General features: G+C 53.2%; 19 protein-coding genes and 3 tRNA genes. 9 read left to right on the forward strand and 13 right to left on the reverse strand.

Annotation, left to right across the window (positions count from 1 at the left end):
• Positions 1 to 2,409, forward strand: coding sequence for a fimbrial biogenesis outer membrane usher protein (locus tag ACH0VJ_RS06450; protein WP_000876247.1), 2,409 nt, complete (start codon positions 1 to 3; stop codon positions 2,407 to 2,409).
• Entirely contained in the window at positions 2,406 to 2,978 is a 573-nt protein-coding gene (locus ACH0VJ_RS06455; RefSeq protein ID WP_000841602.1) for a membrane protein, read from the forward strand. The genes ACH0VJ_RS06450 and ACH0VJ_RS06455 overlap by 4 nt, the downstream gene beginning before the upstream one ends.
• Before the next feature lie 37 nt (positions 2,979 to 3,015).
• Here ACH0VJ_RS06455 and deoD read toward each other — a convergent pair whose 3' ends face one another.
• The 4 genes from deoD to deoC all read right to left on the reverse strand — a co-directional run bounded on the left by deoD (position 3,016) and on the right by deoC (position 7,445).
• A complete protein-coding gene (gene deoD / locus ACH0VJ_RS06460) occupies positions 3,016 to 3,735 on the reverse strand; it encodes a purine-nucleoside phosphorylase (RefSeq protein WP_000224864.1) in 720 nt (239 codons plus the stop codon).
• Between the two features lie 209 nt (positions 3,736 to 3,944).
• Positions 3,945 to 5,168, reverse strand: coding sequence for a phosphopentomutase (gene deoB, locus ACH0VJ_RS06465; protein ID WP_000816454.1), 1,224 nt, complete (start codon positions 5,166 to 5,168; stop codon positions 3,945 to 3,947).
• Positions 5,169 to 5,219: 51 nt separating this feature from the next.
• The gene (gene deoA / locus ACH0VJ_RS06470; RefSeq protein WP_000477839.1) at positions 5,220 to 6,542 is read right to left on the reverse strand and encodes a thymidine phosphorylase; all 1,323 of its coding nucleotides are present in this window, start codon (positions 6,540 to 6,542) and stop codon (positions 5,220 to 5,222) included.
• A 123-nt stretch (positions 6,543 to 6,665) separates the two neighbouring features.
• Positions 6,666 to 7,445 (reverse strand): deoxyribose-phosphate aldolase, encoded by a 780-nt coding sequence (gene deoC, locus ACH0VJ_RS06475; protein WP_001519713.1) that lies wholly within the window; start codon positions 7,443 to 7,445, stop codon positions 6,666 to 6,668.
• 259 nt (positions 7,446 to 7,704) lie between these two features.
• Between deoC and ACH0VJ_RS06480 the strand changes: the two genes are divergently transcribed.
• Both ACH0VJ_RS06480 and ACH0VJ_RS06485 read left to right on the forward strand, forming a co-directional pair.
• Positions 7,705 to 9,255, forward strand: coding sequence for a YjjI family glycine radical enzyme (locus tag ACH0VJ_RS06480; RefSeq protein WP_001111689.1), 1,551 nt, complete (start codon positions 7,705 to 7,707; stop codon positions 9,253 to 9,255).
• Positions 9,227 to 10,090 (forward strand): YjjW family glycine radical enzyme activase, encoded by an 864-nt coding sequence (locus tag ACH0VJ_RS06485; RefSeq protein ID WP_001064938.1) that lies wholly within the window; start codon positions 9,227 to 9,229, stop codon positions 10,088 to 10,090. Before ACH0VJ_RS06480 ends, ACH0VJ_RS06485 begins: the two co-directional genes overlap by 29 nt.
• Before the next feature lie 32 nt (positions 10,091 to 10,122).
• Here ACH0VJ_RS06485 and ACH0VJ_RS06490 read toward each other — a convergent pair whose 3' ends face one another.
• The 8 genes from ACH0VJ_RS06490 to ACH0VJ_RS06525 all read right to left on the reverse strand — a co-directional run bounded on the left by ACH0VJ_RS06490 (position 10,123) and on the right by ACH0VJ_RS06525 (position 16,607).
• Complete coding sequence (locus ACH0VJ_RS06490; protein ID WP_000119007.1) at positions 10,123 to 10,896, reverse strand: metal-dependent hydrolase; 774 nt, start codon at positions 10,894 to 10,896, stop codon at positions 10,123 to 10,125.
• Positions 10,893 to 11,966, reverse strand: a complete 1,074-nt coding sequence (locus ACH0VJ_RS06495; RefSeq protein ID WP_000531540.1) for a patatin family protein — start codon at positions 11,964 to 11,966, stop codon at positions 10,893 to 10,895. The genes ACH0VJ_RS06490 and ACH0VJ_RS06495 overlap by 4 nt, the downstream gene beginning before the upstream one ends.
• A gap of 123 nt (positions 11,967 to 12,089) precedes the next feature.
• Positions 12,090 to 12,251 (reverse strand): DUF1328 domain-containing protein, encoded by a 162-nt coding sequence (locus ACH0VJ_RS06500; protein WP_000490276.1) that lies wholly within the window; start codon positions 12,249 to 12,251, stop codon positions 12,090 to 12,092.
• 128 nt (positions 12,252 to 12,379) lie between these two features.
• Positions 12,380 to 12,997 (reverse strand): molecular chaperone OsmY, encoded by a 618-nt coding sequence (gene osmY, locus ACH0VJ_RS06505; protein WP_000178962.1) that lies wholly within the window; start codon positions 12,995 to 12,997, stop codon positions 12,380 to 12,382.
• Between the two features lie 401 nt (positions 12,998 to 13,398).
• Positions 13,399 to 14,988 (reverse strand): peptide chain release factor 3, encoded by a 1,590-nt coding sequence (gene prfC, locus ACH0VJ_RS06510; RefSeq protein WP_000175966.1) that lies wholly within the window; start codon positions 14,986 to 14,988, stop codon positions 13,399 to 13,401.
• A 91-nt stretch (positions 14,989 to 15,079) separates the two neighbouring features.
• Positions 15,080 to 15,757, reverse strand: coding sequence for a pyrimidine 5'-nucleotidase (gene yjjG / locus ACH0VJ_RS06515; RefSeq protein WP_000870686.1), 678 nt, complete (start codon positions 15,755 to 15,757; stop codon positions 15,080 to 15,082).
• Between the two features lie 21 nt (positions 15,758 to 15,778).
• Complete coding sequence (rimI, locus tag ACH0VJ_RS06520; RefSeq protein WP_001092435.1) at positions 15,779 to 16,225, reverse strand: ribosomal protein S18-alanine N-acetyltransferase; 447 nt, start codon at positions 16,223 to 16,225, stop codon at positions 15,779 to 15,781.
• Complete coding sequence (locus ACH0VJ_RS06525; RefSeq protein WP_000203996.1) at positions 16,170 to 16,607, reverse strand: DNA polymerase III subunit psi; 438 nt, start codon at positions 16,605 to 16,607, stop codon at positions 16,170 to 16,172. Before ACH0VJ_RS06525 ends, rimI begins: the two co-directional genes overlap by 56 nt.
• 102 nt (positions 16,608 to 16,709) lie before the next feature.
• On the opposite strand from ACH0VJ_RS06525, the gene rsmC reads away from it, so the two are divergent.
• The 4 genes from rsmC to ACH0VJ_RS06545 all read left to right on the forward strand — a co-directional run bounded on the left by rsmC (position 16,710) and on the right by ACH0VJ_RS06545 (position 18,247).
• Positions 16,710 to 17,738: a 16S rRNA (guanine(1207)-N(2))-methyltransferase RsmC gene (gene rsmC, locus ACH0VJ_RS06530; protein WP_001272266.1), complete on the forward strand. Its 1,029-nt coding sequence runs from the start codon at positions 16,710 to 16,712 to the stop codon at positions 17,736 to 17,738.
• 190 nt (positions 17,739 to 17,928) lie between these two features.
• Positions 17,929 to 18,015, forward strand: a tRNA-Leu gene (locus ACH0VJ_RS06535).
• Between the two features lie 27 nt (positions 18,016 to 18,042).
• Positions 18,043 to 18,129 (forward strand) — tRNA-Leu (locus ACH0VJ_RS06540).
• A gap of 31 nt (positions 18,130 to 18,160) precedes the next feature.
• A tRNA-Leu gene (locus ACH0VJ_RS06545) sits at positions 18,161 to 18,247 on the forward strand.
• 31 nt (positions 18,248 to 18,278) lie between these two features.
• On the opposite strand, the gene ACH0VJ_RS06550 is transcribed toward ACH0VJ_RS06545, so the two are convergent.
• On the reverse strand, positions 18,279 to 18,515 hold the full coding sequence (locus ACH0VJ_RS06550) for a DUF1435 domain-containing protein (RefSeq protein WP_000941877.1): 237 nt from the start codon (positions 18,513 to 18,515) through the stop codon (positions 18,279 to 18,281).
• A 250-nt stretch (positions 18,516 to 18,765) separates the two neighbouring features.
• On the opposite strand from ACH0VJ_RS06550, the gene ACH0VJ_RS06555 reads away from it, so the two are divergent.
• Positions 18,766 to 19,830 (forward strand): GGDEF domain-containing protein, encoded by a 1,065-nt coding sequence (locus ACH0VJ_RS06555; protein WP_000211207.1) that lies wholly within the window; start codon positions 18,766 to 18,768, stop codon positions 19,828 to 19,830.
• The last annotated feature ends 39 nt before the right edge of the window (positions 19,831 to 19,869 follow it).

The raw sequence follows: 19,869 nt of genomic DNA on the forward strand, positions 1-19,869 counted from the left end.
GTGAAGTATTTAAAACTGCCGCTATACATCAAAACTGCGCTTTATTGCTCACTGGCGACCACGACGTTTTCAGCTCTGGCGGAGGAGCTGAATTTTGACATGGGTATTCTCACCTCCAGAGGCATTAGCCCCAACGTCGCACAATATTTTTCCCGCGCGCCGCGCTTTCTACCAGGCAGCCACACCGTCATGGTAAAGATCAATGGCGTAAATAGAGGGTCGTTGGTCGCGCGTTTCGACACAGAAGGCCAGCTTTGCGTGGATGACGATTTCCTCAGCGCCAGCGGGCTCGTACCGCTTAATATCAGCGCCAAAGAAACCTGCCATAGCCTACAAGAAGATTATCCCTCAGCGATTATTACCCCACTGCCAAACAGTGAATCGCTGGAGCTTTTTGTTCCGGCACAGGCTCTGGATAATAACTTACTATCGCTAAACAACGTGATTAAAGGCGGCACCGCCGGGTTATTTAACTATAACCTGTACGCCAGTCGCAGCGAGTCATCCGGTAGCGATAGCCGAAACTATGCCCAGGCAAACCTTGAAGCTGGCTTAAACTTCGCGGAATGGACGCTGCGCAGCCGCTACATGCTGACGAATAATGATGGAGAATACCGTACCGATAGTCTATATACCTATGCGGAGCACGTATTTCAGGCACAAAAAATGCGTGCGCAAGTTGGGCAGATCAACGTCAACTCCAGTCTATTCAGTGGCGCGCCGATCAACGGCGTACAGCTTATCCCTGAACAAGGGCTGGCACAGGATACACAAGGCGTAACCATTAACGGTATTGCCCGAACCCACCAGGCTCGCGTTGAAGTTCGTCAGTCCGGACAGATTATTTATACCGCACCAGTGAACGCTGGGGCATTTACCCTTGAAAATGTCCCCATCATACGCAGCAATACCGACCTTAACGTCAGCGTCGTTGAAACCGATGGCTCAACGACAACCTTCACGGTGCCGGCAGTATCCTTTAATTTACGCGAACTCACGCCCGCAGGCTTGACAATGTCCATAGGGCGCGTACGTGATACCACCAGCGACTATTCTCTCCCCTGGATCTATAACATCAGCGATGGTTGGAAACTGAGTGAAAACTGGCTGGCGCAGGCGTCTGGCGTACTGGCACAAGACTATCAAGCGGCAGGAGGGATGCTGCAATGGCTTCCAACCAACAAATGGACGTTTTCCGGCTCAATGCTGGGCAGTAAAGCGTCCTTTGGCGAGTCTCTGCAGGGTGCGAAAAGTGAACTACGCGCCAGCATGGCGCTGCCCGGGGAAATTAGACTTGACGTCAGTACCGCCCGCTACAGCGACGGATATCGTGAGTTAACGGATGCGCTCAATAAAGATGCTTACGAATATCAAAGTAGCTCCAGTGCTAATATTGCCTGGAACCATAATCTGTTAGGTACCTTCTCTCTGGGTTATTACACTTATCAGGCTACGGATAATGACAACGACTCTCGCAGTATAATGGCTTCCTGGGGCAAAACGTTTAAATATGCCTCAATTACCGCTAACTGGCAGCACGCTGTTAATCAGGATGATGAGAATCATAACGACAGTAATGATGATGATATGTTTTACATCAACATCAGCATTCCACTAGGTGAGCAGCGCGTCGGCGCTTATATGCGTAATCAAGGTGATAAAACAACCTACGGGCTACAAAATAATGGTTCGCTGAGTAAAGATACCCATTACTATATTTCTGCGGATCGTGATGCAAAAAACCAGCAAAATAGCTTCAACGGTAATCTCAATAGCAATCTCCATTACACTCAACTCAGCGTGGGCGGCGGCACTGATGGCGATAATTACCGCAACTATAACGCAACCTTCAGCGGAGGCATCGCTGCACATGAACATGGCATAACGTTCTCGCCTTATACAATCAAAAATACCTTTGCTATCGCACGCCTGAGTGAACCAGAAAGCGGCATTGAAATCGCCACGCCACAGGGGCGAATCTGGACTGACCACTGGGGGCAAGCCGTCATTCCGGGGCTAACTGAATGGCGGAAATCCCGCGTAGAGGTTAATGCGAATACGCTACCAAAGAGCATGGAACTGGCAAACGGTATTAAGAATATTACCGTCGCGCACAGCGCTTTTCGGGTACTGGATTTCAACGTGCTGAATACACGCCGTGTGATGCTGGCAGTAAAGCGTCCGGATGGCTCATGGCTACCTAAAGGCACCAGCATTGTAGATGAAAAAAATAACTATTTGGTCAGCGCTGTCGACAGCGGACGCGTATTTATCACCAATGTTGGGGATAATCCTGCGTTATATGCCGCTGATGATGATATGAATCGTCTGTGTCGCATCCACTACACGCTGCAGAAAACCCAGGATAAAGAGGCATTTTATGAAACGGCAAAGGGAGTCTGTCAATGAAATCCAACAGCAAATGGTTGGGGATTGCTATATGTTGTATCTTCACCGCACTACTCCCTCCATCAGCCCGGGCCGACGATGACTGCCAAATAACGTTCTCTTCGCCAAACGTCAGCTTTGGCTGGCTTAAGCAAGATGATATCGTCAATTCTCAGCAAGGCTGGAATCAAATGTCTTCACAGGAGGTTCACGTTAGTGTGAGTTGCCCAGAAAGCCAGAATATTGCTCTTTTTGTGCAGGCCTCAGCGGGGGAAAAGGGACGATTTTATTTTGGAAATAACGGTGGTCTCGCCGTACGTGTTAGCCAGATGATAGTAGATGGTAAAAGTTATCCTATTGCCAGCACCCTTGATAAAGTGAGCTTTGCTCCCAATGACAGTGCCCTGGATAGTCTGTTGCTACATAATAACAACGGTATCATCGCGATGGATAATAACCAGCAGGTCAGTGGGAAAATGATGAACGTCACGCTGACATTAACACCTGTCTTGAACGATAATCAATTTACGCATGCTACCGATACGGTCATGCTAGAAAGCAATTTACAGTGGGAAGTGCTGACGAAATAAACGATGAAGGGGGCCTGCTCTGGCCCCCTTCACAATCTTACTCTTTATCGCCCAGCAGCACAGATTCCAGCGCGATTTTGATCATGTCGTTGAAGGTCGTCTGACGTTCAGCGGCAGTGGTCTGCTCGTGGGTACGGATATGGTCGGACACGGTGCAGATGGTCAGCGCTTTCGCGCCAAATTCAGCCGCAACGCCGTAGATGCCCGCCGCTTCCATCTCTACGCCCAGTACGCCGTATTTTTCCATCACGTCGAACATTTCGCCGTCCGGAGAGTAGAACAGGTCAGCGGAGAACAGGTTGCCTACGCGCGCGTCAACGCCCAGCGCTTTTGCCGCATCAACTGCGTTACGTACCATGTCGAAGTCAGCGATAGCCGCAAAGTCATGATCTTTAAAGCGGATACGGTTCACTTTGGAGTCGGTGCAGGCACCCATACCGATCACCACGTCGCGCAGTTTGACGTCCATGCGCACAGCGCCGCAGGAGCCGACGCGAATGATTTTCTTCACGCCGAAATCGGTGATCAGCTCTTTGGTGTAGATGGAGCAGGACGGGATACCCATACCGTGGCCCATCACGGAGATCTTACGGCCTTTGTAAGTCCCGGTGAAACCTAACATGCCGCGAACGTTGTTCACTTCGCGAACATCTTCGAGGAAAGTCTCAGCAATGTGCTTCGCGCGCAGCGGGTCGCCCGGCATCAATACGACGTCAGCGAAATCACCCATTTCTGCATTAATATGTGGAGTTGCCATCTTCAGTTCCCTTTAAATTTGTTGTTATTGCCTGATGGCGGCTACGCCTTATCAGGCCTACAAAACGTGTGTCAAAACAGTGAAATACCCTAAGGATTTCGCGTTGCAGGAAGGCGACGAATTCGTGAATCCCCGGGAGCATAGATTAACTATGTGACCGGGGTGAGCGAATGAAGTCAACGCATCTACAGCGCGAAAGACAACAGGTATCACAGCATGTTTTTACCGTAGTCCATCGGCGATGTACCAAAGTAGGTCGCCAGCGTCTGGCCGATATCCGCGAAGGTTTCACGGTGACCTAAAGAGCCCGGTTTGACTTTCGGACCGTAGATCAGCACCGGAATGTGCTCACGGGTATGGTCAGTACCGGTCCAGCTCGGGTCACAGCCGTGGTCAGCGGTCAGGATCAGAATGTCATCTTCCCCCACCAGCTCCATCAGCTCCGGCAGACGGCGGTCAAACAGCTCCAGGCCTGCGGCGTAGCCCGCGATGTCGCGACGGTGGCCCCAGGAAGAGTCGAAGTCGACGAAGTTAGTGAAGACGATGGTTTTATCGCCCGCTTCTTTCATCTCTTTGAGGGTCGCGTCGAACAGCGCGTCCAGACCGGTCGCTTTCACTTTCTTAGTGATGCCGCAGTTGGCGTAGATGTCGGCAATCTTACCGACGGACACCACGTGGCCCTGTTTTTCATCGACCAGTTTCTGCAGCACAGTCGGCGCTGGCGGTTCTACGGCCAGGTCGTGACGGTTGCCGGTACGCTGGAAGTTACCGGCCTTGTCGCCGATAAACGGACGCGCGATCACGCGGCCAATGTTGTAGCCGCCTTCGGTCAGCTCTTCACGGGCGATTTCGCACAGCTCGTAGAGTTTATCCAGGCCAAAGGTCTCTTCGTGGCAGGCAATCTGGAACACGGAGTCAGCGGAGGTGTAGAAAATCGGCTTGCCGGTTTTCATGTGCTCTTCGCCGAGCTGGTCCAGAATAACGGTGCCGGAAGAGTGGCAGTTACCGAGATAGCCCGGCAGGTTGGCGCGTTTCACCAGCTTATCCAGCAGTTCCTGCGGGAAGCTGTTTTCGTGATCGCTAAAATAGCCCCAGTCGAACAGTACCGGCACACCGGCGATTTCCCAGTGGCCGGACGGCGTATCTTTGCCGGAGGACAGTTCGTGCGCCCATGCGTATGCGCCAATAACGTCCGCGTTGCCGTCCATGCCGGCGGCAATTTTACCGGTAGAGCCTTCATGCGCTTTCACCAGCCCCAGACGAGTCAGGTTAGGCAGATTCAACGGGCCCTTACGGCCATTGTCAGCTTCGCCTTTGGCGCAAGCTTCTGCGATGTGGCCCAGAGTGTCGGAACCTACGTCGCCAAAACGATCCGCGTCTTCAGTAGCGCCGATGCCGAATGAGTCCAGCACCATAATAAATGCACGTTTCATATCTTCTCCGTACTTAGTGCTTCAAAAATAATTGATCAGATCAGTATACAACTATTCAGTAATTCGACGATAGACCGAAGGTGTGCTTACTGGCGCTTTATCGTCAAGGATAATTGCCGCTTTGACGGCCTTCGCCGCTTCCTGCCAACTGGCTTCGTCTTTGGCATGAATCACCGCCAGCGGGCGCTGCCCGTCGATGCTGTCGCCCAGACGGGCCATGTCGGTAAAGCCAACGCTGTAATCAATGGTATCAGACGCCTGACGACGGCCGCCGCCCATCGAGACGACCGCCATCCCCAGCGCACGCGTATCCATTGCGCTGATAAACCCTTCGGTATCAGCATATACCGCTTTGCTCAACATGGCGGTCGGCAGGTATTTATCGTAGTTCTCAACGAAATCGCTTGGCCCTTTCTGCGCGGCCACCATACGACCAAAGACTTCTGCCGCTTTACCGTTATCCAGCACCGCCTGCAGTTTGGCTCGCGCTTCGGCGTCGTCTTTCGCCAGCTGGCCGGAGATCAGCATCTCCACGCATAGCGCCATAGTGACGTCAAACAAGCGCGGATTGCGGTATTCACCGGTCAGGAACTGCACGGCTTCACGCACTTCCACCGCGTTACCGGCGCTCGAAGCCAGCACCTGGTTCATATCGGTTAACAACGCCGTAGTGCGAACTCCCGCGCCGTTTGCCACGCCGACAATCGCTTCAGCAAGGGCTTCAGAAAGTTCATAGGTTGGCATAAACGCGCCGCTGCCGACTTTGACGTCCATTACCAGCGCATCCAGTCCTTCGGCCAGTTTCTTGGCGAGGATGGAGCCGGTGATCAGCGGAATAGAGTCCACCGTCGCGGTAATATCGCGGGTGGCGTAAAAACGTTTGTCCGCCGGTGCAAGCGAGCTGGTTTGCCCAATAATCGCCACACCCACGTCTTGAATAATTTCGCGGAAACGGTTGTCGTCCGGGAAGATGTCGAAGCCCGGGATCGCTTCCAGTTTGTCGAGCGTACCACCGGTATGTCCGAGACCGCGACCGGAGATCATCGGCACATAACCGCCGCAGGCCGCTACCATTGGCCCCAGCATCAGAGACGTCACGTCCCCTACGCCGCCGGTCGAATGCTTATCGACAATCGGGCCATTGAGATTCAGGCTTTTCCAGTCAAGGACAGTACCGGAATCCCGCATCGCCATGGTCAGCGAAACACGCTCCGGCATGGTCATATCGTGGAAGAAGATGGTCATCGCCAGGGCGGCAATCTGCCCTTCAGAGATAGTATTGTCACGAATACCATTAATAAAGAAACGAATTTCTTCGTCACTCAACGCATGACCATCACGCTTTTTACGAATAATTTCTTGTGCGAGAAACACGGTACCCTCCTGAGGGAAAAGAGTAGAAGGCTTACATCGCCGGATGGCGGTTAACGCCTTATCCGGCCTACAGGCCTGGATTTGTAGGCCGGATAAGCGCAGCGCCATCCGGCAAATCAGAGCTTAGTAGCTGCTGGCGCTCTTACCGTCGCCGTGACCCAGCGCTTTCAGCAGGCTTGCCAGCAGGCTGGATGCGCCAAAGCGGTAGTGACGAGAATCTGCCCAGTCAGCGCCAAACAGTTCGTCTGCAATCGCGAGGAATTTCTGCGCGTCTTCCGCCGTACGTACGCCGCCCGCCGGTTTGAAGCCAACGGTTTTAGAAACGCCCATATCGCGGATCACTTCCATCATGATGCGCGCGCTTTCCGGCGTAGCGTTTACCGGCACTTTACCGGTAGAGGTTTTGATGAAATCCGCACCGGCTTTGATGGAGATTTCAGAGGCTTTACGAATCAGCGCCTCTTCTTTCAGCTCGCCGGTTTCGATGATCACTTTCAGCAATACGTTCGCTGCGGCACAAGCGTCTTTACAGGCTTTTACCAGGTCAAAACCCACCTGCTCGTTACCGGCGATCAACGCGCGGTACGGGAATACCACGTCCACTTCGTCAGCGCCGTAGGCGATCGCCGCACGGGTTTCCGCCAGCGCAATATCGATGTCATCATTGCCATGCGGGAAGTTAGTCACCGTTGCAATGCGGATGTCCGGCGTACCTTGTTCTTTCAGAGTTTTACGCGCAATCGGGATAAAACGCGGGTAAATACAAATCGCCGCCGTATTCCCGACCGGGGTTTTTGCCTGATGACACAACGCGATCACTTTTTCATTGGTGTCGTCATCGTTCAGAGTGGTCAGATCCATCAGTTTGAGCGCACGCAGGCTGCTTGCTTTTAAATCAGTCATGACATTCTCCAACGGCATTGCCGTATAAAATTTCACCTTGCGAGTCTGTTAATATTCTAACATTCACTCGCGATTACACTTCGATATACATCACAGTTAATGAAAACTACGTACAAATTTGCATTACTGTAATGAGATCTGAATCAAATTATCCCGCCGTCACCGTCTGTTCTTCGAGCGATAAGCGCATCAGGATCAAAGTCGGTTTGCCGCCGTTTTCTACAATAGCGCATCGTCCCGGCATAAAGAGGAAACGAAGATGCCTGCCTCATGCGAAACTGCGCTCCAGCAGCGTTGCCAGCAAATTGTGACCAGCCCGGTGCTCACGCCTGAACAAAAACGCCATTTTCTGGCGCTGGAAGCTGAAAACGCCCTGCCTTATCCCACCCTGCCGGAAGATGCCCGCCAGGCGCTGGATGAAGGCGTCATTTGCGATATGTTTGAGGGGCACGCCCCCTTCAAACCACGCTACGTGTTGCCCGATTACGCCCGATTTCTGGCTAACGGTTCACAGTGGCTGGAACTGGAAGGCGCGAAAGATCTGGATGATGCGTTATCCCTACTCACCATTCTGTATCATCACGTTCCTTCCGTGACGTCCATGCCGGTTTATCTCGGCCAGCTTGATGCGTTGCTGCAACCGTATGTTAGAATTCTAACACAAGATGCGATCGATATTCGAATAAAACGTTTCTGGCGTTATCTCGACAGAACGCTGCCAGACGCCTTTATGCATGCCAATATTGGCCCTGCCGATACGCCTGTCACACGAGCGATTTTGCGCGCTGATGCCGAGCTAAAGCAGGTGGCGCCTAACCTGACGTTTATCTACGATGCGGAAATTACGCCGGACGATCTGCTGCTGGAGGTCGCCAAAAACATTTGTGAATGTAGTAAGCCACACATTTCCAATGGCCCTGTAAATGATAAAATTTTCACAAAAGGTCATTATGGCATCGTCAGTTGTTATAACTCGCTACCGCTTGGCGGCGGCGGCAGTACGCTGGTACGTCTCAACCTGAAAGCCGTGGCAGAACGCAGTACGTCTGTCGATGACTTCTTTTCACGCACGCTACCGCACTACTGCCGACAGCAGATCGCCATCATTAATTCACGATGTGAATTCCTCTATGAAAAGTCACATTTCTTTGAGAATAGCTTTCTTGTACAGGAAGGTTTGATCGATCCCGAACGTTTTGCGCCGATGTTCGGTATGTACGGGCTGGCGGAAGCCGTGAATCTGCTGTGCGAAAACGCGGGCCTGACCGCCCGTTACGGCAAGAATGATACGGCGAACGAGCTGGGCTACCGTATTAGCACCCAACTGGCGGATTTCGTCGAAAATACGCCAGTGAAGTATGGCTGGAAGCAACGGGCGCTGCTCCATGCCCAGTCTGGCATCAGTTCCGATATTGGCACTACGCCGGGCGCACGTTTGCCGTATGGCGATGAACCGGACCCTATCACCCATCTGCAAACCGTCGCGCCGCACCATGCCTTTTACCATGCCGGGATCAGCGACATTCTGACGCTGGACGAAACCATCAAGCGTAATCCGCAGGCGCTGGTTCAGCTTTGTCTTGGCGCGTTCAAAGCCGGGATGCGGGAATTTACTGCCAATGTCAGCGGCAACGATCTGGTGCGCGTCACCGGTTATATGGTGCGCCTGTCGGATCTGGCGAAATTTCGCGCCGAAGGCTCGCGCACGAATACCACCTGGCTGGGAGAAGAAGCCGCACGTAATACTCGCATCCTGGAACGACAGCCACGCGTAGTCAGCCATGAACAACAGATGCGCTTTAGTCAGTAAGATCATTGCGTTTTCCTGCGTCGATGGGCCAGGCAGCCGCCTGGCATTATTCTTACAGGGCTGCAATTTGCGCTGCAAGAATTGCCATAACCCGTGGACGATGGGACGCTGTAACGACTGCGGGGAATGCGTATCGCAGTGTCCGCACCACGCCCTCAGCATTGATGGCGGGAAAGTGGTATGGAGGTCGGACGTCTGCGAGCAGTGCGATACCTGCCTGAAAATGTGCCCACAGCAGGCAACGCCAATGGCGCAGACTATGAGCGTTGACGATGTGCTGCGTCATATTCGTAAAGCATCGCTGTTTATTGAAGGTATTACCGTCAGCGGCGGAGAGGCGACCACGCAATTACCGTTTATTGTGGCGCTATTTACGGCGATCAAAGCCGATCCACAGTTACAACGGCTGACCTGCCTGGTGGACAGTAATGGTCAGTTAAGCGAGACCGGCTGGCAAAAACTACTGCCGGTTTGCGACGGCGTAATGCTCGATCTGAAAGCCTGGAAGAGCGAGTGTCATCACCGTCTGACCGGACGTGATAACACGCATATTAAGCACAGTATCCGCTTTCTTGCTGCGCGGGGAAAACTGGCGGAGCTGCGGTTGCTGGTTATCCCGGGTCAGGTGGACTATGCGGCGCATATCGATTCACTGGCGGCGTTTATTACTTCGCTGGGCGAGGTTCCGGTGCGCCTGAATGCCTTTCATGCGCACGGCGTCTATGGCGAAGCGAAAGCCTGGCCAGGCGCGACGCCGCAAGAGGTGGAACGGCTGGCAGACGGATTGCGCGCGCGTGGGGTGGCGAAGCTGATTTTGCCGGCGCTATATTTGTAAGCGTCGCCTGCCAGATGGCGGCTGCGATGCCCTCAGAGCCGAAACAAGGTAATGGTATTGCGATACAGCGTATCGGCTATCACCTCTGCGGGCTCCGGACGTAATTCGCAGAGCGCATCAAATACGCGCGCCGCCTGCTCCGGGCGATTCGGCTGCCCCTGAAACCCCTTTAGCGGCATATCCGGCGCATCGGTCTCCAGCAACAGCGCGTCCAGCGGCAACCGCGTCATAACATCACGGGTTTTACTGGCGCGCGGGTAGGTGATGGTGCCGCCGACGCCGATTTTATAGCCCAGTCGCACAAAGCGTTCGGCCTGTTGCAGACTGCCGGCAAAACCATGCACCACACCGGTTCGCGGCAGATCCTGGCGCTTTAAGTGCATCGCCAGTTTGTCATGCGTGCGCCGCGAGTGCAGGATCACCGGCAGATCGTAGCGTTTTGCCAGTTGCAGTTGCGCGTCTAAAAATCGCTCTTGCCTGGCAAACTGCGGATCGTCGCGATAAAGATCGAGACCAATCTCGCCTACCGCCACGACGTTCTGTTGTTGCGCCAGCGCTTGTTGCAGCTTATCAGGATCGTCATCGGCATGACGCTCAATCACAATGGGGTGCAATCCCAGCGCAGCATAAAGCGACGGGAAACGCGCCGCCAGCGCCAGCACGCGGGGAAAGTGCGCCGCCTCGGTCGCCGGCACGATGATTTTTTCAACGCCCGCCTCACAGGCACGCTGAATACTGGCGCGCTCATCGCCCGTAAAGGGCGGGAAATCAAAATGGCAATGCGTATCAATAAAGCGCCAGCTCACGCCAGATCCTCGTCGGTAAATGTGGTGTCGTTTGCCTGCGGCGCGCTAATGACCTCCGCCACATGAGTATCATTGGCCACCGGCGCCGGAGGCACGACCACCGTTTCCGGCACGGCAATCCGCGACGTATGGCGCAAGAGAGGCGGCGTTGCGGCGAGCAATTTACCAACGGTGGCAAGGAAATAACGCCCGCATAATTGCCCGGTTTTGTAATCCTCACGCAGCGCCGGGATACGGCTGCCCAGCGCCATGCTGTGCAGCGGTTTCGGCGGATAAATTTCAATGATCCGCAGCTTACCCGGCGGCTTTTCAATAAATTGTTGGATCGCGCTGTAGGACGTTTCATGATGCTGCACCAGGTTGACCAACGGCTGTAGACTGCTCTCCCCCAGCCAGCGCTCCATACGCTTAAACCACTGCGGCGTGTAATACATTTGCGAGGGTACGGTGCGGATCACCACAATGGTTTTCGCCCCCCGCTTTGCCGCCTCCTGAACCGGAATGGCGTCGCTAATGCCACCGTCCAGATAGTTGATGCCCTCTAACGTAACGCCGGTACGGTAGAAACCCGGTATGGCGCTGGAGGCGCGAATGATATCAAGCCAGTTTTGTTTTGTCGGCGAGAAATAGCCCGGCGTGTAATCATCCCCCCGGCAGGCGCACATATAAAAGGATTTTCCGCTGTCGAACAGGCGCGCTGCGGTATCCATCTGCAGCGGCATCCGGGCGGCGGTGGATTCCACCAGCCAGTCGAGGTCAATAAGGTTTCCTCCGCGTACAAATCGCAGCGGATCAAAAAATTCGCGCCTGGTGGTATAGCGCATAATGACTTTGCGCCCGTAGCCGGGCTGGTTGCAGAGATACGCCGAGAGATTTTGCGCACCGGCTGATGTGCCGAAGTAGAGATGGAAAGGATTAAACTGCGCACGCATAAACTCATCCAGCACGCCTGCGGTAAAGATGCCCCGCTGCCCCCCGCCCTCACAGACCAGCGCCATACGGCCTGGCCGGAACGGTGTTAATGATAACGGCGCAATATTGCCGAGCGTAACCGGTATTCGCTGGCCCACCTCTGCCTTCCTGTTTTTCATTTTTTTCCAGGCTGACAAGGTAACGCAAAACGTTAACGGCTAAAACCGTAAAAGCCAGTCCGCTGGACTGGCTTGATAGCAATATATCTTTACAGCTGCCTGCTAGGGTCGTTTACGGCCCATGAACAGGCTGACCAGGAAGAGCACGATCCCGACGACGAAGACGATTTTCGCCGCGCCGGCAGCCGTACCAGCCAGTCCACCAAAACCCAATGCGGCGGCAATTAACGCGATAACCAGAAATATAATGCCCCAACGAAACATAAGCCTCTCCTTTACCATAGTTAATGTCGACCGCTAAATATGAGCGCTCAGGCTACTCATTCGCGATATTTTTAGTGTGGTGCACATTACGCCTCCCGACAAACGTCGGGAGGACGAATTACGACGAATTACTGAACTTTCAGATCGTTTTTAACACTTTTTACGCCATCAACGGCTTTCGCGATGCTTTCAGCGCGGTCGCTTTGTTCCTGAGTTTCAACAGTACCGGAGAGCTGTACGACGCCATCGGTCGTTTCCACTTTTACTTTACGGGAAGGGACAAGATCGTCCGCCAGCAACTTGGCTTTGACTTCACTGGTCGTGGCCGTATCGCCGGCATAACCTTTCACGGAACCATCTTTATTGTCGCGAACGTGAAGTTTGTCGCTAACGGAGGTCACGCCTTCTACGCCTTTCGCCACTTTCACGGCGGCTTCAGCCTGCGCCTGGCTTTCTACAAAGCCGCTCAGGGTGACGACTTTCTGATTGGTTTCGACAGAAATATCGGTGCTTTTAATATTGTCATGGTCTACCAGCGCAGCTTTTACTTTCGCAGTGATGGCGCTGTCATCCATGAAGTTACCGACTTTATTCATAGAGCTATCGACTTTTTGCCCTGCGGTTTCGGTTCCGCTTTGCGCCTTGTCCGTTGTTGCGTTTTCTGCAAAGGCAGAACCTGTCGCAACAGCAGAGGTCAACATTACGGCCAGCAGAGTTTTAGAAATCTTCAGTCTTGTCATAGTCATCGATTTTGTCCTGTATAGTTTGCTCGTAATTTGAGCTCAGGCAACACGAGGTTGCATTGCTGAATGCGGTGAAACTCACCGGTTTCTGAAGTCAATGACTGGCATCACATTCGTGAATTTGTAACGACGCGTCGCCTGCCACCCTTCCGTTTCAGTTATTAATATCGTGACTGAAACAAATCTCAGCTTTAAGCTCTCATATTCACGCATTGAACAGGCATTAAAGCCGACATTTATGTCATCACTTTGTTAAATATAGATCACAATTTTAAAATCGCTTGTCGGTGCGTATAAAAAACAGGCAGATCGGAGAAAAAACGCGGGATTTAAGAACATTCCGTAAGCGGTTAAAAAGGCAGGGAAAGTACGAAGGCGCGGCGGATGCCGCGCCCGGAAAGGGATCAGTGTTCGCGCGTTTTACGGAACTGAACGTCAGGGTAACGTTCCTGGGTCAGGTTCAGGTTAACCATTGTTGGGGCGATATAGGTGAGGTTGTCGCCGCCATCCAGCGCCAGTTGCGTTTCATTCTTACGCTTAAACTCTTCGAATTTCTTCGCATCGGTGCTTTCCACCCAGCGCGCCGTCGCCACGTTGACGGATTCATAAATCGCCTCAACGTTGTATTCGCTTTTCAGGCGCGCGACAACAACGTCAAACTGCAGAACGCCCACGGCGCCGACAATCAGATCGTTGTTGGAGATGGGACGGAATACCTGCACCGCCCCCTCTTCAGAAAGCTGCACCAGCCCTTTCAGTAGCTGCTTCTGCTTGAGCGGATCTTTCAGGCGAATACGACGGAACAGTTCCGGCGCAAAGTTCGGGATACCGGTAAACTTCATCATCTCGCCCTGGGTGAAGGTATCGCCGATCTGAATCGTGCCGTGGTTATGCAGACCCAAAATATCGCCCGGGTACGCTTCTTCAACGTGCGAACGATCGCCCGCCATAAATGTTAACGCGTCGGAAATCACCACATCTTTACCGGTACGGACCTGGCGTAGCTTCATGCCCTTCTCATACTTACCGGAAACCACGCGCATAAACGCCACGCGGTCGCGGTGTTTCGGGTCCATATTGGCCTGAATTTTAAAGACAAAACCGGTGAATTTCTCTTCCGAGGCTTCCACTGTGCGAGTATCGGTTTGACGCGGCATCGGCGCGGGCGCCCACGCCACTAAACCATCCAGCATATGGTCAACGCCAAAGTTACCCAGCGCGGTACCGAAAAATACCGGGGTAATTTCCCCTGCCAGGAACAGCTCTTCATCAAACTCGTTAGACGCGCCCTGCACCAGTTCCAGCTCGTCGCGCAGCTGTTGCGCCAGGTCTTCACCGACGGCGGCGTCCAGATCCGGGTTATTCAGCCCTTTAACGATGCGCACTTCCTGAATGGTGTGGCCCTTACCGGTCTGATACAGATAAGTTTCATCTTTATAAAGGTGATAAACGCCCTTAAACAGCTTGCCGCAGCCAATCGGCCAGGTGATCGGCGCGCAGCCGATTTTCAGCTCATTTTCCACTTCATCCAGCAGCTCCATCGGGTCGCGGATGTCACGGTCGAGTTTGTTCATAAAGGTCAGGATCGGCGTATCGCGCAGACGGGTAACTTCCATCAGCTTACGGGTCCTGTCCTCAACGCCTTTCGCGGCGTCGATCACCATCAGACAACAGTCCACCGCCGTCAGGGTACGGTAGGTATCTTCGGAGAAGTCTTCGTGCCCCGGGGTGTCCAGCAGGTTCACCAGACAGTCGTGATACGGGAACTGCATCACCGAGGTGGTGATAGAGATACCACGCTGTTTTTCCATCTCCATCCAGTCAGATTTTGCATGTTGGCTGGAGCCACGGCCTTTTACCGTACCGGCGGTCTGAATCGCCTGTCCGAACAGCAACACTTTTTCGGTAATGGTGGTTTTACCGGCGTCCGGGTGAGAAATAATGGCAAAAGTGCGGCGTTTGGCCACCTCTTGCAAATAAGGAGACAACGTCATAGTCAAATCTTCTTGAGTAAGCGCGGCGTTTGACCACGCATGTTGAATACGAAAAATGCGGCTATTTTACCCATCAACCTGGGGGAGGCAATCAGTGTTTACACAGGAGCTGCTCCAGTTCGCTTAATGACGCCACAGTCCAGGTTGGATGGATACCCGCGGGCTGCTCGCGATGATGCGCGTTAAGCCAGCAGGTCGACAGTCCGGCGTTAATGCCGCCAAGAATATCGGACTCCGCGGTATCGCCAACCATTAATACGCGCGAGCGGTCAGGATTCCCCGCCTGCTCCAGGGCGTAGTTAAAGATTTTCGGATCGGGCTTCGCGACGCCAACCTGCTCGGAAATCACCAGCAGATCGAAATACTCGCGCAGCCCGGTGCGCTCCAGACGAGTTTGTTGTAGCGCGGTAAAACCGTTAGTAATAATACCGATTTTAGCCTGCCCGCGAATCGCATTAAGTAGCGAAACGGCGCCCGGCAAAGGAGAACAGATCTCCGCCATCGCACTAATAAAAGCGTCATTCAGCAGCCCCGGCGCAACGTTTAGCCGTTCAGCCCAACTTTGAAAGCGCGCGTGCTGCAATTGTAATGAGGTAATCGCGCCGTTCTGATAATCCACCCATAGCGGCTTATTCACGGCCTGGTAATCCTGGAAATCCTCAGCGGTAAAGGTGACGCTATAGTCAAGGAACATCCGCTGTAAGCCGGTGAAAGAATCAAACGTAAACAGCGTTTCATCGGCATCAAAGAAAATCCAGTCCCACTTCATCATTACACCTTGCCTCTTTTATTACATGCTTATCGGTAACGCCATGATGATGGCGTCCTCATGCCCTTGTGCCGTGGGATAGTAATTGCGGCGAATCGTCGCCTCGTTAAACCCCAGACTTTCATACAGCGCGATGGCGGCAGCGTTAGAGGCGCGTACCTCCAGCCATAGCGTTACAACCCCACGTTTTTCCAGTTCATCAATCAGATGCTCAAGCAGCATACGCCCCAGCCCCCGACGCTGAAAATCCGGATCGACGGCAATATTGAACAGCGTCGCTTCGTCCAGCACCACCTGTGTAATGGCAAACGCGGCCATTCTGTCATCAGCGGTCAGCTTAAGGTTGAGATACCGTTCGCCCTGGTTGCCGAAAAACGTTTTTTCGCTCCACGGAAACGCATGAGCGCGTTGCTCAATCTGCCAGGCTGCGGGGAGATCGGTCGTGCTGAGGATAGAAATCGTGTTCATGTTCGCAGATTTGTTGCCATAGTGCGGCGCGTGCCGCCGGGTTTGCCCGGAGTTCATTAAACGCCGGCGTCGTGACCTGAGCGCCTTCGAGTTGGAGCGGCGCGTCAGTTCCTAACCGCCAGCTATTACAACGGCTGCCCTGCGGCAGCATGGCGACGCGCTCAGGCGCCAGGGGTAAAACCTGATCGGGACTCACGGTCAACGCGCGTAAAATATCGCGCATTAGCGGCTCGTTCAGCGCGGGTAATTCCTCTGCAACCACGATCAGACGAACGTGCGCGGGAAGGGAAATCGCAATCTCGCCCTGTAGCGCGCCAGGACGTCGCAGCGCCCACTGCGTAATACCCAGTTGCTGTAACTGCCAGTCTCGTCGGGATGTCATAGCGAAACGCTCCTGTAATCAGGGGCGCAAATATAGCAAATCTGTCGAATCTGCGCCATCAAACTACTATAATCGCCGCCAGTCTGAATTAAGGAGCATTCCATGTCTGCTTTTACCCCGGCAAGTGAAGTCTTGCTGCGCCACAGTGATGATTTCGAACAAAGCCGTATTCTTTTTGCCGGAGATTTGCAGGATGACCTGCCCGCGCGCTTTGAATGCGCCGCCAGCCGCGCGCATACGCAACAGTTTCACCACTGGCAGGCGTTAAGCCGCCAGATGGGCGATAACGTCCGTTTTAGCCTGGTCGCGCAAGCCAGCGATGTCGCTGACTGCGATACGCTGATCTACTACTGGCCGAAAAATAAACCCGAAGCGCAGTTCCAGTTGATGAATATTTTGTCGCTGATGCCGGTGGGCAGCGATGTTTTCGTCGTGGGAGAAAACCGCAGCGGCGTGCGTAGCGCCGAACCGATGCTGGCGGACTATGCGCCGCTGAACAAAGTAGATAGCGCGCGACGTTGCGGCCTTTACCATGGTCGTCTGGAAAAGCAGCCGCAGTTTAGTCTTGAATCCTGGTGGGCCGAGTACAACATCGACGGGCTGACCATCAAAACGTTGCCGGGCGTATTCAGCCGCGACGGACTGGATGTTGGTAGCCAACTGCTGCTGTCTACGCTGACGCCGCACACCAAAGGTAAAGTGTTGGATGTCGGCTGCGGCGCTGGCGTACTTTCCGCCGCGCTGGCCAGCCATTCGCCGAAAGTGCGCCTGACGCTGTGTGACGTCAGCGCGCCGGCGGTGGAAGCCAGCCGCGCCACGCTTGCCGCTAATGGTCTTGAAGGCGAGGTATTCGCCAGCAACGTCTTTTCGGAAGTCAAAGGACGTTTTGACATGATCATCTCCAACCCACCGTTCCACGACGGAATGCAAACCAGCCTTGATGCGGCGCAAACGCTCATTCGCGGCGCAGTGCGCCATCTGAACAGCGGCGGAGAGTTACGCATCGTGGCGAACGCCTTTCTGCCCTATCCTAAGATTCTGGATGAGACCTTTGGCTTCCATGAAGTCATCGCGCAAACCGGGCGCTTTAAGGTTTATCGTACCGTGATGACCCGTCAGGCGAAGAAATAGTTGGCCTGATAAGCGCAGCGCCATCTGGTTGCATGTGCCGGATGGCGACGCCAGGCGTCTTATCCAACCTACGTCTCGCGCCCATTTTTGCAGCAATCAATCTATCCCATGCAATTAACTATTGACGAATAGCTGAAAACCACTAGAATGCGCCTCCGTGGTAGTGATTCTTTTCAAGAATCGATGGTATGCGAAGGTGGCGGAATTGGTAGACGCGCTAGCTTCAGGTGTTAGTGTCCTTACGGACGTGGGGGTTCAAGTCCCCCCCCTCGCACCAAAACCACGTTGATATTGCTCGCACTGGGCGAAGGTGGCGGAATTGGTAGACGCGCTAGCTTCAGGTGTTAGTGTTCTTACGGACGTGGGGGTTCAAGTCCCCCCCCTCGCACCAACGAGGCGATATCAAAAAGTAAGATAACTGTGCGAAGGTGGCGGAATTGGTAGACGCGCTAGCTTCAGGTGTTAGTGTCCTTACGGACGTGGGGGTTCAAGTCCCCCCCCTCGCACCAATTATCTTATCCTTCCTTTGTCTCTTCATTTTCATCCCTGATTCCAGTTCATCATTGCCAACATCATGCCGCCAATAAGCGCCATACACGATGGCAGCAGTACAAAATGCCGTAATTGTTTGTGATACAACATCAGCGCAGACAGTAGCAATCCTGATACAATCAACAGCTTCAGCGCATCAGCTGACAGGCCGATAAACGCCAGTCCAACGATAATCACTCCAGGCAATAACACGCCCCATCCGCTGCCTAACGTCCGCTGCAACATGGTTTCACCTCTGGAATTGATAATGATAACCAATATCATATGGTATATTTTCTCATTTGTCAGCCAGGGAGAAAGCTAAAGAGATGAGTTTTACTTAACGGTTGATGACACGTATTCAGTAAGGTGATAAATTGTCCGACTGTTAACGTAAAAACAACAGCACCTCGCTTTAGGCGACCTTTTCTCATACGTTATTTTCATGTTGGCGCCCGATTCCGTGTATATCACCGATAAATAACGACAATTACCCATGACAACACCATCCTGGCGGTCGCTTCGTATTAAGAAGTATCAGTTTTCTTTACGTCTTTTCTTGTTTCTCAACGCCGTGTCGGCGCTATTTACTCTCGTTTTCCCCCTTTATCAGATCAATGTATTTTGCACGCCAATGATCGGGATAGTGGTCCTGAGCGTATTACTGTTGATATGGCATGGGAAATATGGACAAAAAAGAATTAATCTCCCCTTTATCTCCCTACTCTTTGGGGGAATATGGGCGGCTCATATTGCGCTAAAGTATCCGGCGTTAGGCCATTATGATTTCTCTTTTTTACTGATCTCCCTGCTTAGCGTTCTGTTTATCGGCTCGATAGCCTTTGCCGCGAATATCGTCGCGTTTACGCTCTATTCGCTACCGCCAGTCGCGGTCTGCCTGTGGCTGAACGGTAATGAACAAGGTTTGCGAATTCTCTATTTGCTGGCCCTGCCAATGGTGGGAATCGCTATTCAACATGTTATCCAGAAACGCTACGATAATTTTGCCCAACAGCTCATGTTTAAGCTGCTGGCCGAGCGGGAAACCCTCAATGGCCTGAGTATGCTTGATCCATTAACCGGCTTATATAACCGCCGTGGCCTGCAAAATCGGCTGGATACGTTACAGGCGCCGGGCAGCCATGAACACTACGTCCTGCTATTGGATATCGATCATTTCAAAGCGTATAACGATCACTACGGTCATATGATGGGCGATCAGGCGTTAATTCGCGTCTCAGCGGCAATTCGGGACGCCGTGCGATCGCGCGATGTCGTCTGCCGTTTTGGCGGGGAAGAATTTCTGGTGTTGCTGACCACCGCCGAACCACAGCAAGCCCGCGCTACCGCAGAACGTATCCGACAGGAAGTATACGATCTTAAAATCCCGCATATGTTTAACGAAAGCGTCGCCACCAATGTCACTGTCAGTATCGGCATTGCGCCCCTGACGGATCGCAATATCGGAGACGCTATCGAAAAAGCGGATAAAGCGCTCTATGAAGCCAAGCATCTTGGACGTAACCACATTCTGGTCAGCGACGACATGCGCGCCCTATGAATCCTGTTGGCGTAATCGTGCTACGCCAACAGCGTTAAC

This window comes from Salmonella sp. 2020_1459, from assembly GCF_043847915.1.
In the GTDB taxonomy this organism is placed as follows: Bacteria; Pseudomonadota; Gammaproteobacteria; order Enterobacterales; family Enterobacteriaceae; genus Salmonella; species Salmonella enterica.

What these genes read in the sequence shown, in the direction of transcription:
- ACH0VJ_RS06455 (WP_000841602.1), top strand. Translation starts at nt 2,406, where the DNA reads ATGAAATCCAACAGCAAATGGTTGGGGATTGCTATATGTTGTATCTTC.
- deoD (WP_000224864.1), bottom strand. Translation starts at nt 3,735, where the DNA reads ATGGCAACTCCACATATTAATGCAGAAATGGGTGATTTCGCTGACGTC.
- deoB (WP_000816454.1), bottom strand. Translation starts at nt 5,168, where the DNA reads ATGAAACGTGCATTTATTATGGTGCTGGACTCATTCGGCATCGGCGCT.
- deoC (WP_001519713.1), bottom strand. Translation starts at nt 7,445, where the DNA reads ATGACTGATTTAAAAGCAAGCAGCCTGCGTGCGCTCAAACTGATGGAT.
- ACH0VJ_RS06480 (WP_001111689.1), top strand. Translation starts at nt 7,705, where the DNA reads ATGCCTGCCTCATGCGAAACTGCGCTCCAGCAGCGTTGCCAGCAAATT.
- ACH0VJ_RS06485 (WP_001064938.1), top strand. Translation starts at nt 9,227, where the DNA reads ATGAACAACAGATGCGCTTTAGTCAGTAAGATCATTGCGTTTTCCTGC.
- ACH0VJ_RS06500 (WP_000490276.1), bottom strand. Translation starts at nt 12,251, where the DNA reads ATGTTTCGTTGGGGCATTATATTTCTGGTTATCGCGTTAATTGCCGCC.
- osmY (WP_000178962.1), bottom strand. Translation starts at nt 12,997, where the DNA reads ATGACTATGACAAGACTGAAGATTTCTAAAACTCTGCTGGCCGTAATG.
- prfC (WP_000175966.1), bottom strand. Translation starts at nt 14,988, where the DNA reads ATGACGTTGTCTCCTTATTTGCAAGAGGTGGCCAAACGCCGCACTTTT.
- yjjG (WP_000870686.1), bottom strand. Translation starts at nt 15,757, where the DNA reads ATGAAGTGGGACTGGATTTTCTTTGATGCCGATGAAACGCTGTTTACG.
- rimI (WP_001092435.1), bottom strand. Translation starts at nt 16,225, where the DNA reads ATGAACACGATTTCTATCCTCAGCACGACCGATCTCCCCGCAGCCTGG.
- ACH0VJ_RS06525 (WP_000203996.1), bottom strand. Translation starts at nt 16,607, where the DNA reads ATGACATCCCGACGAGACTGGCAGTTACAGCAACTGGGTATTACGCAG.
- rsmC (WP_001272266.1), top strand. Translation starts at nt 16,710, where the DNA reads ATGTCTGCTTTTACCCCGGCAAGTGAAGTCTTGCTGCGCCACAGTGAT.
- ACH0VJ_RS06550 (WP_000941877.1), bottom strand. Translation starts at nt 18,515, where the DNA reads ATGTTGCAGCGGACGTTAGGCAGCGGATGGGGCGTGTTATTGCCTGGA.
- ACH0VJ_RS06555 (WP_000211207.1), top strand. Translation starts at nt 18,766, where the DNA reads ATGACAACACCATCCTGGCGGTCGCTTCGTATTAAGAAGTATCAGTTT.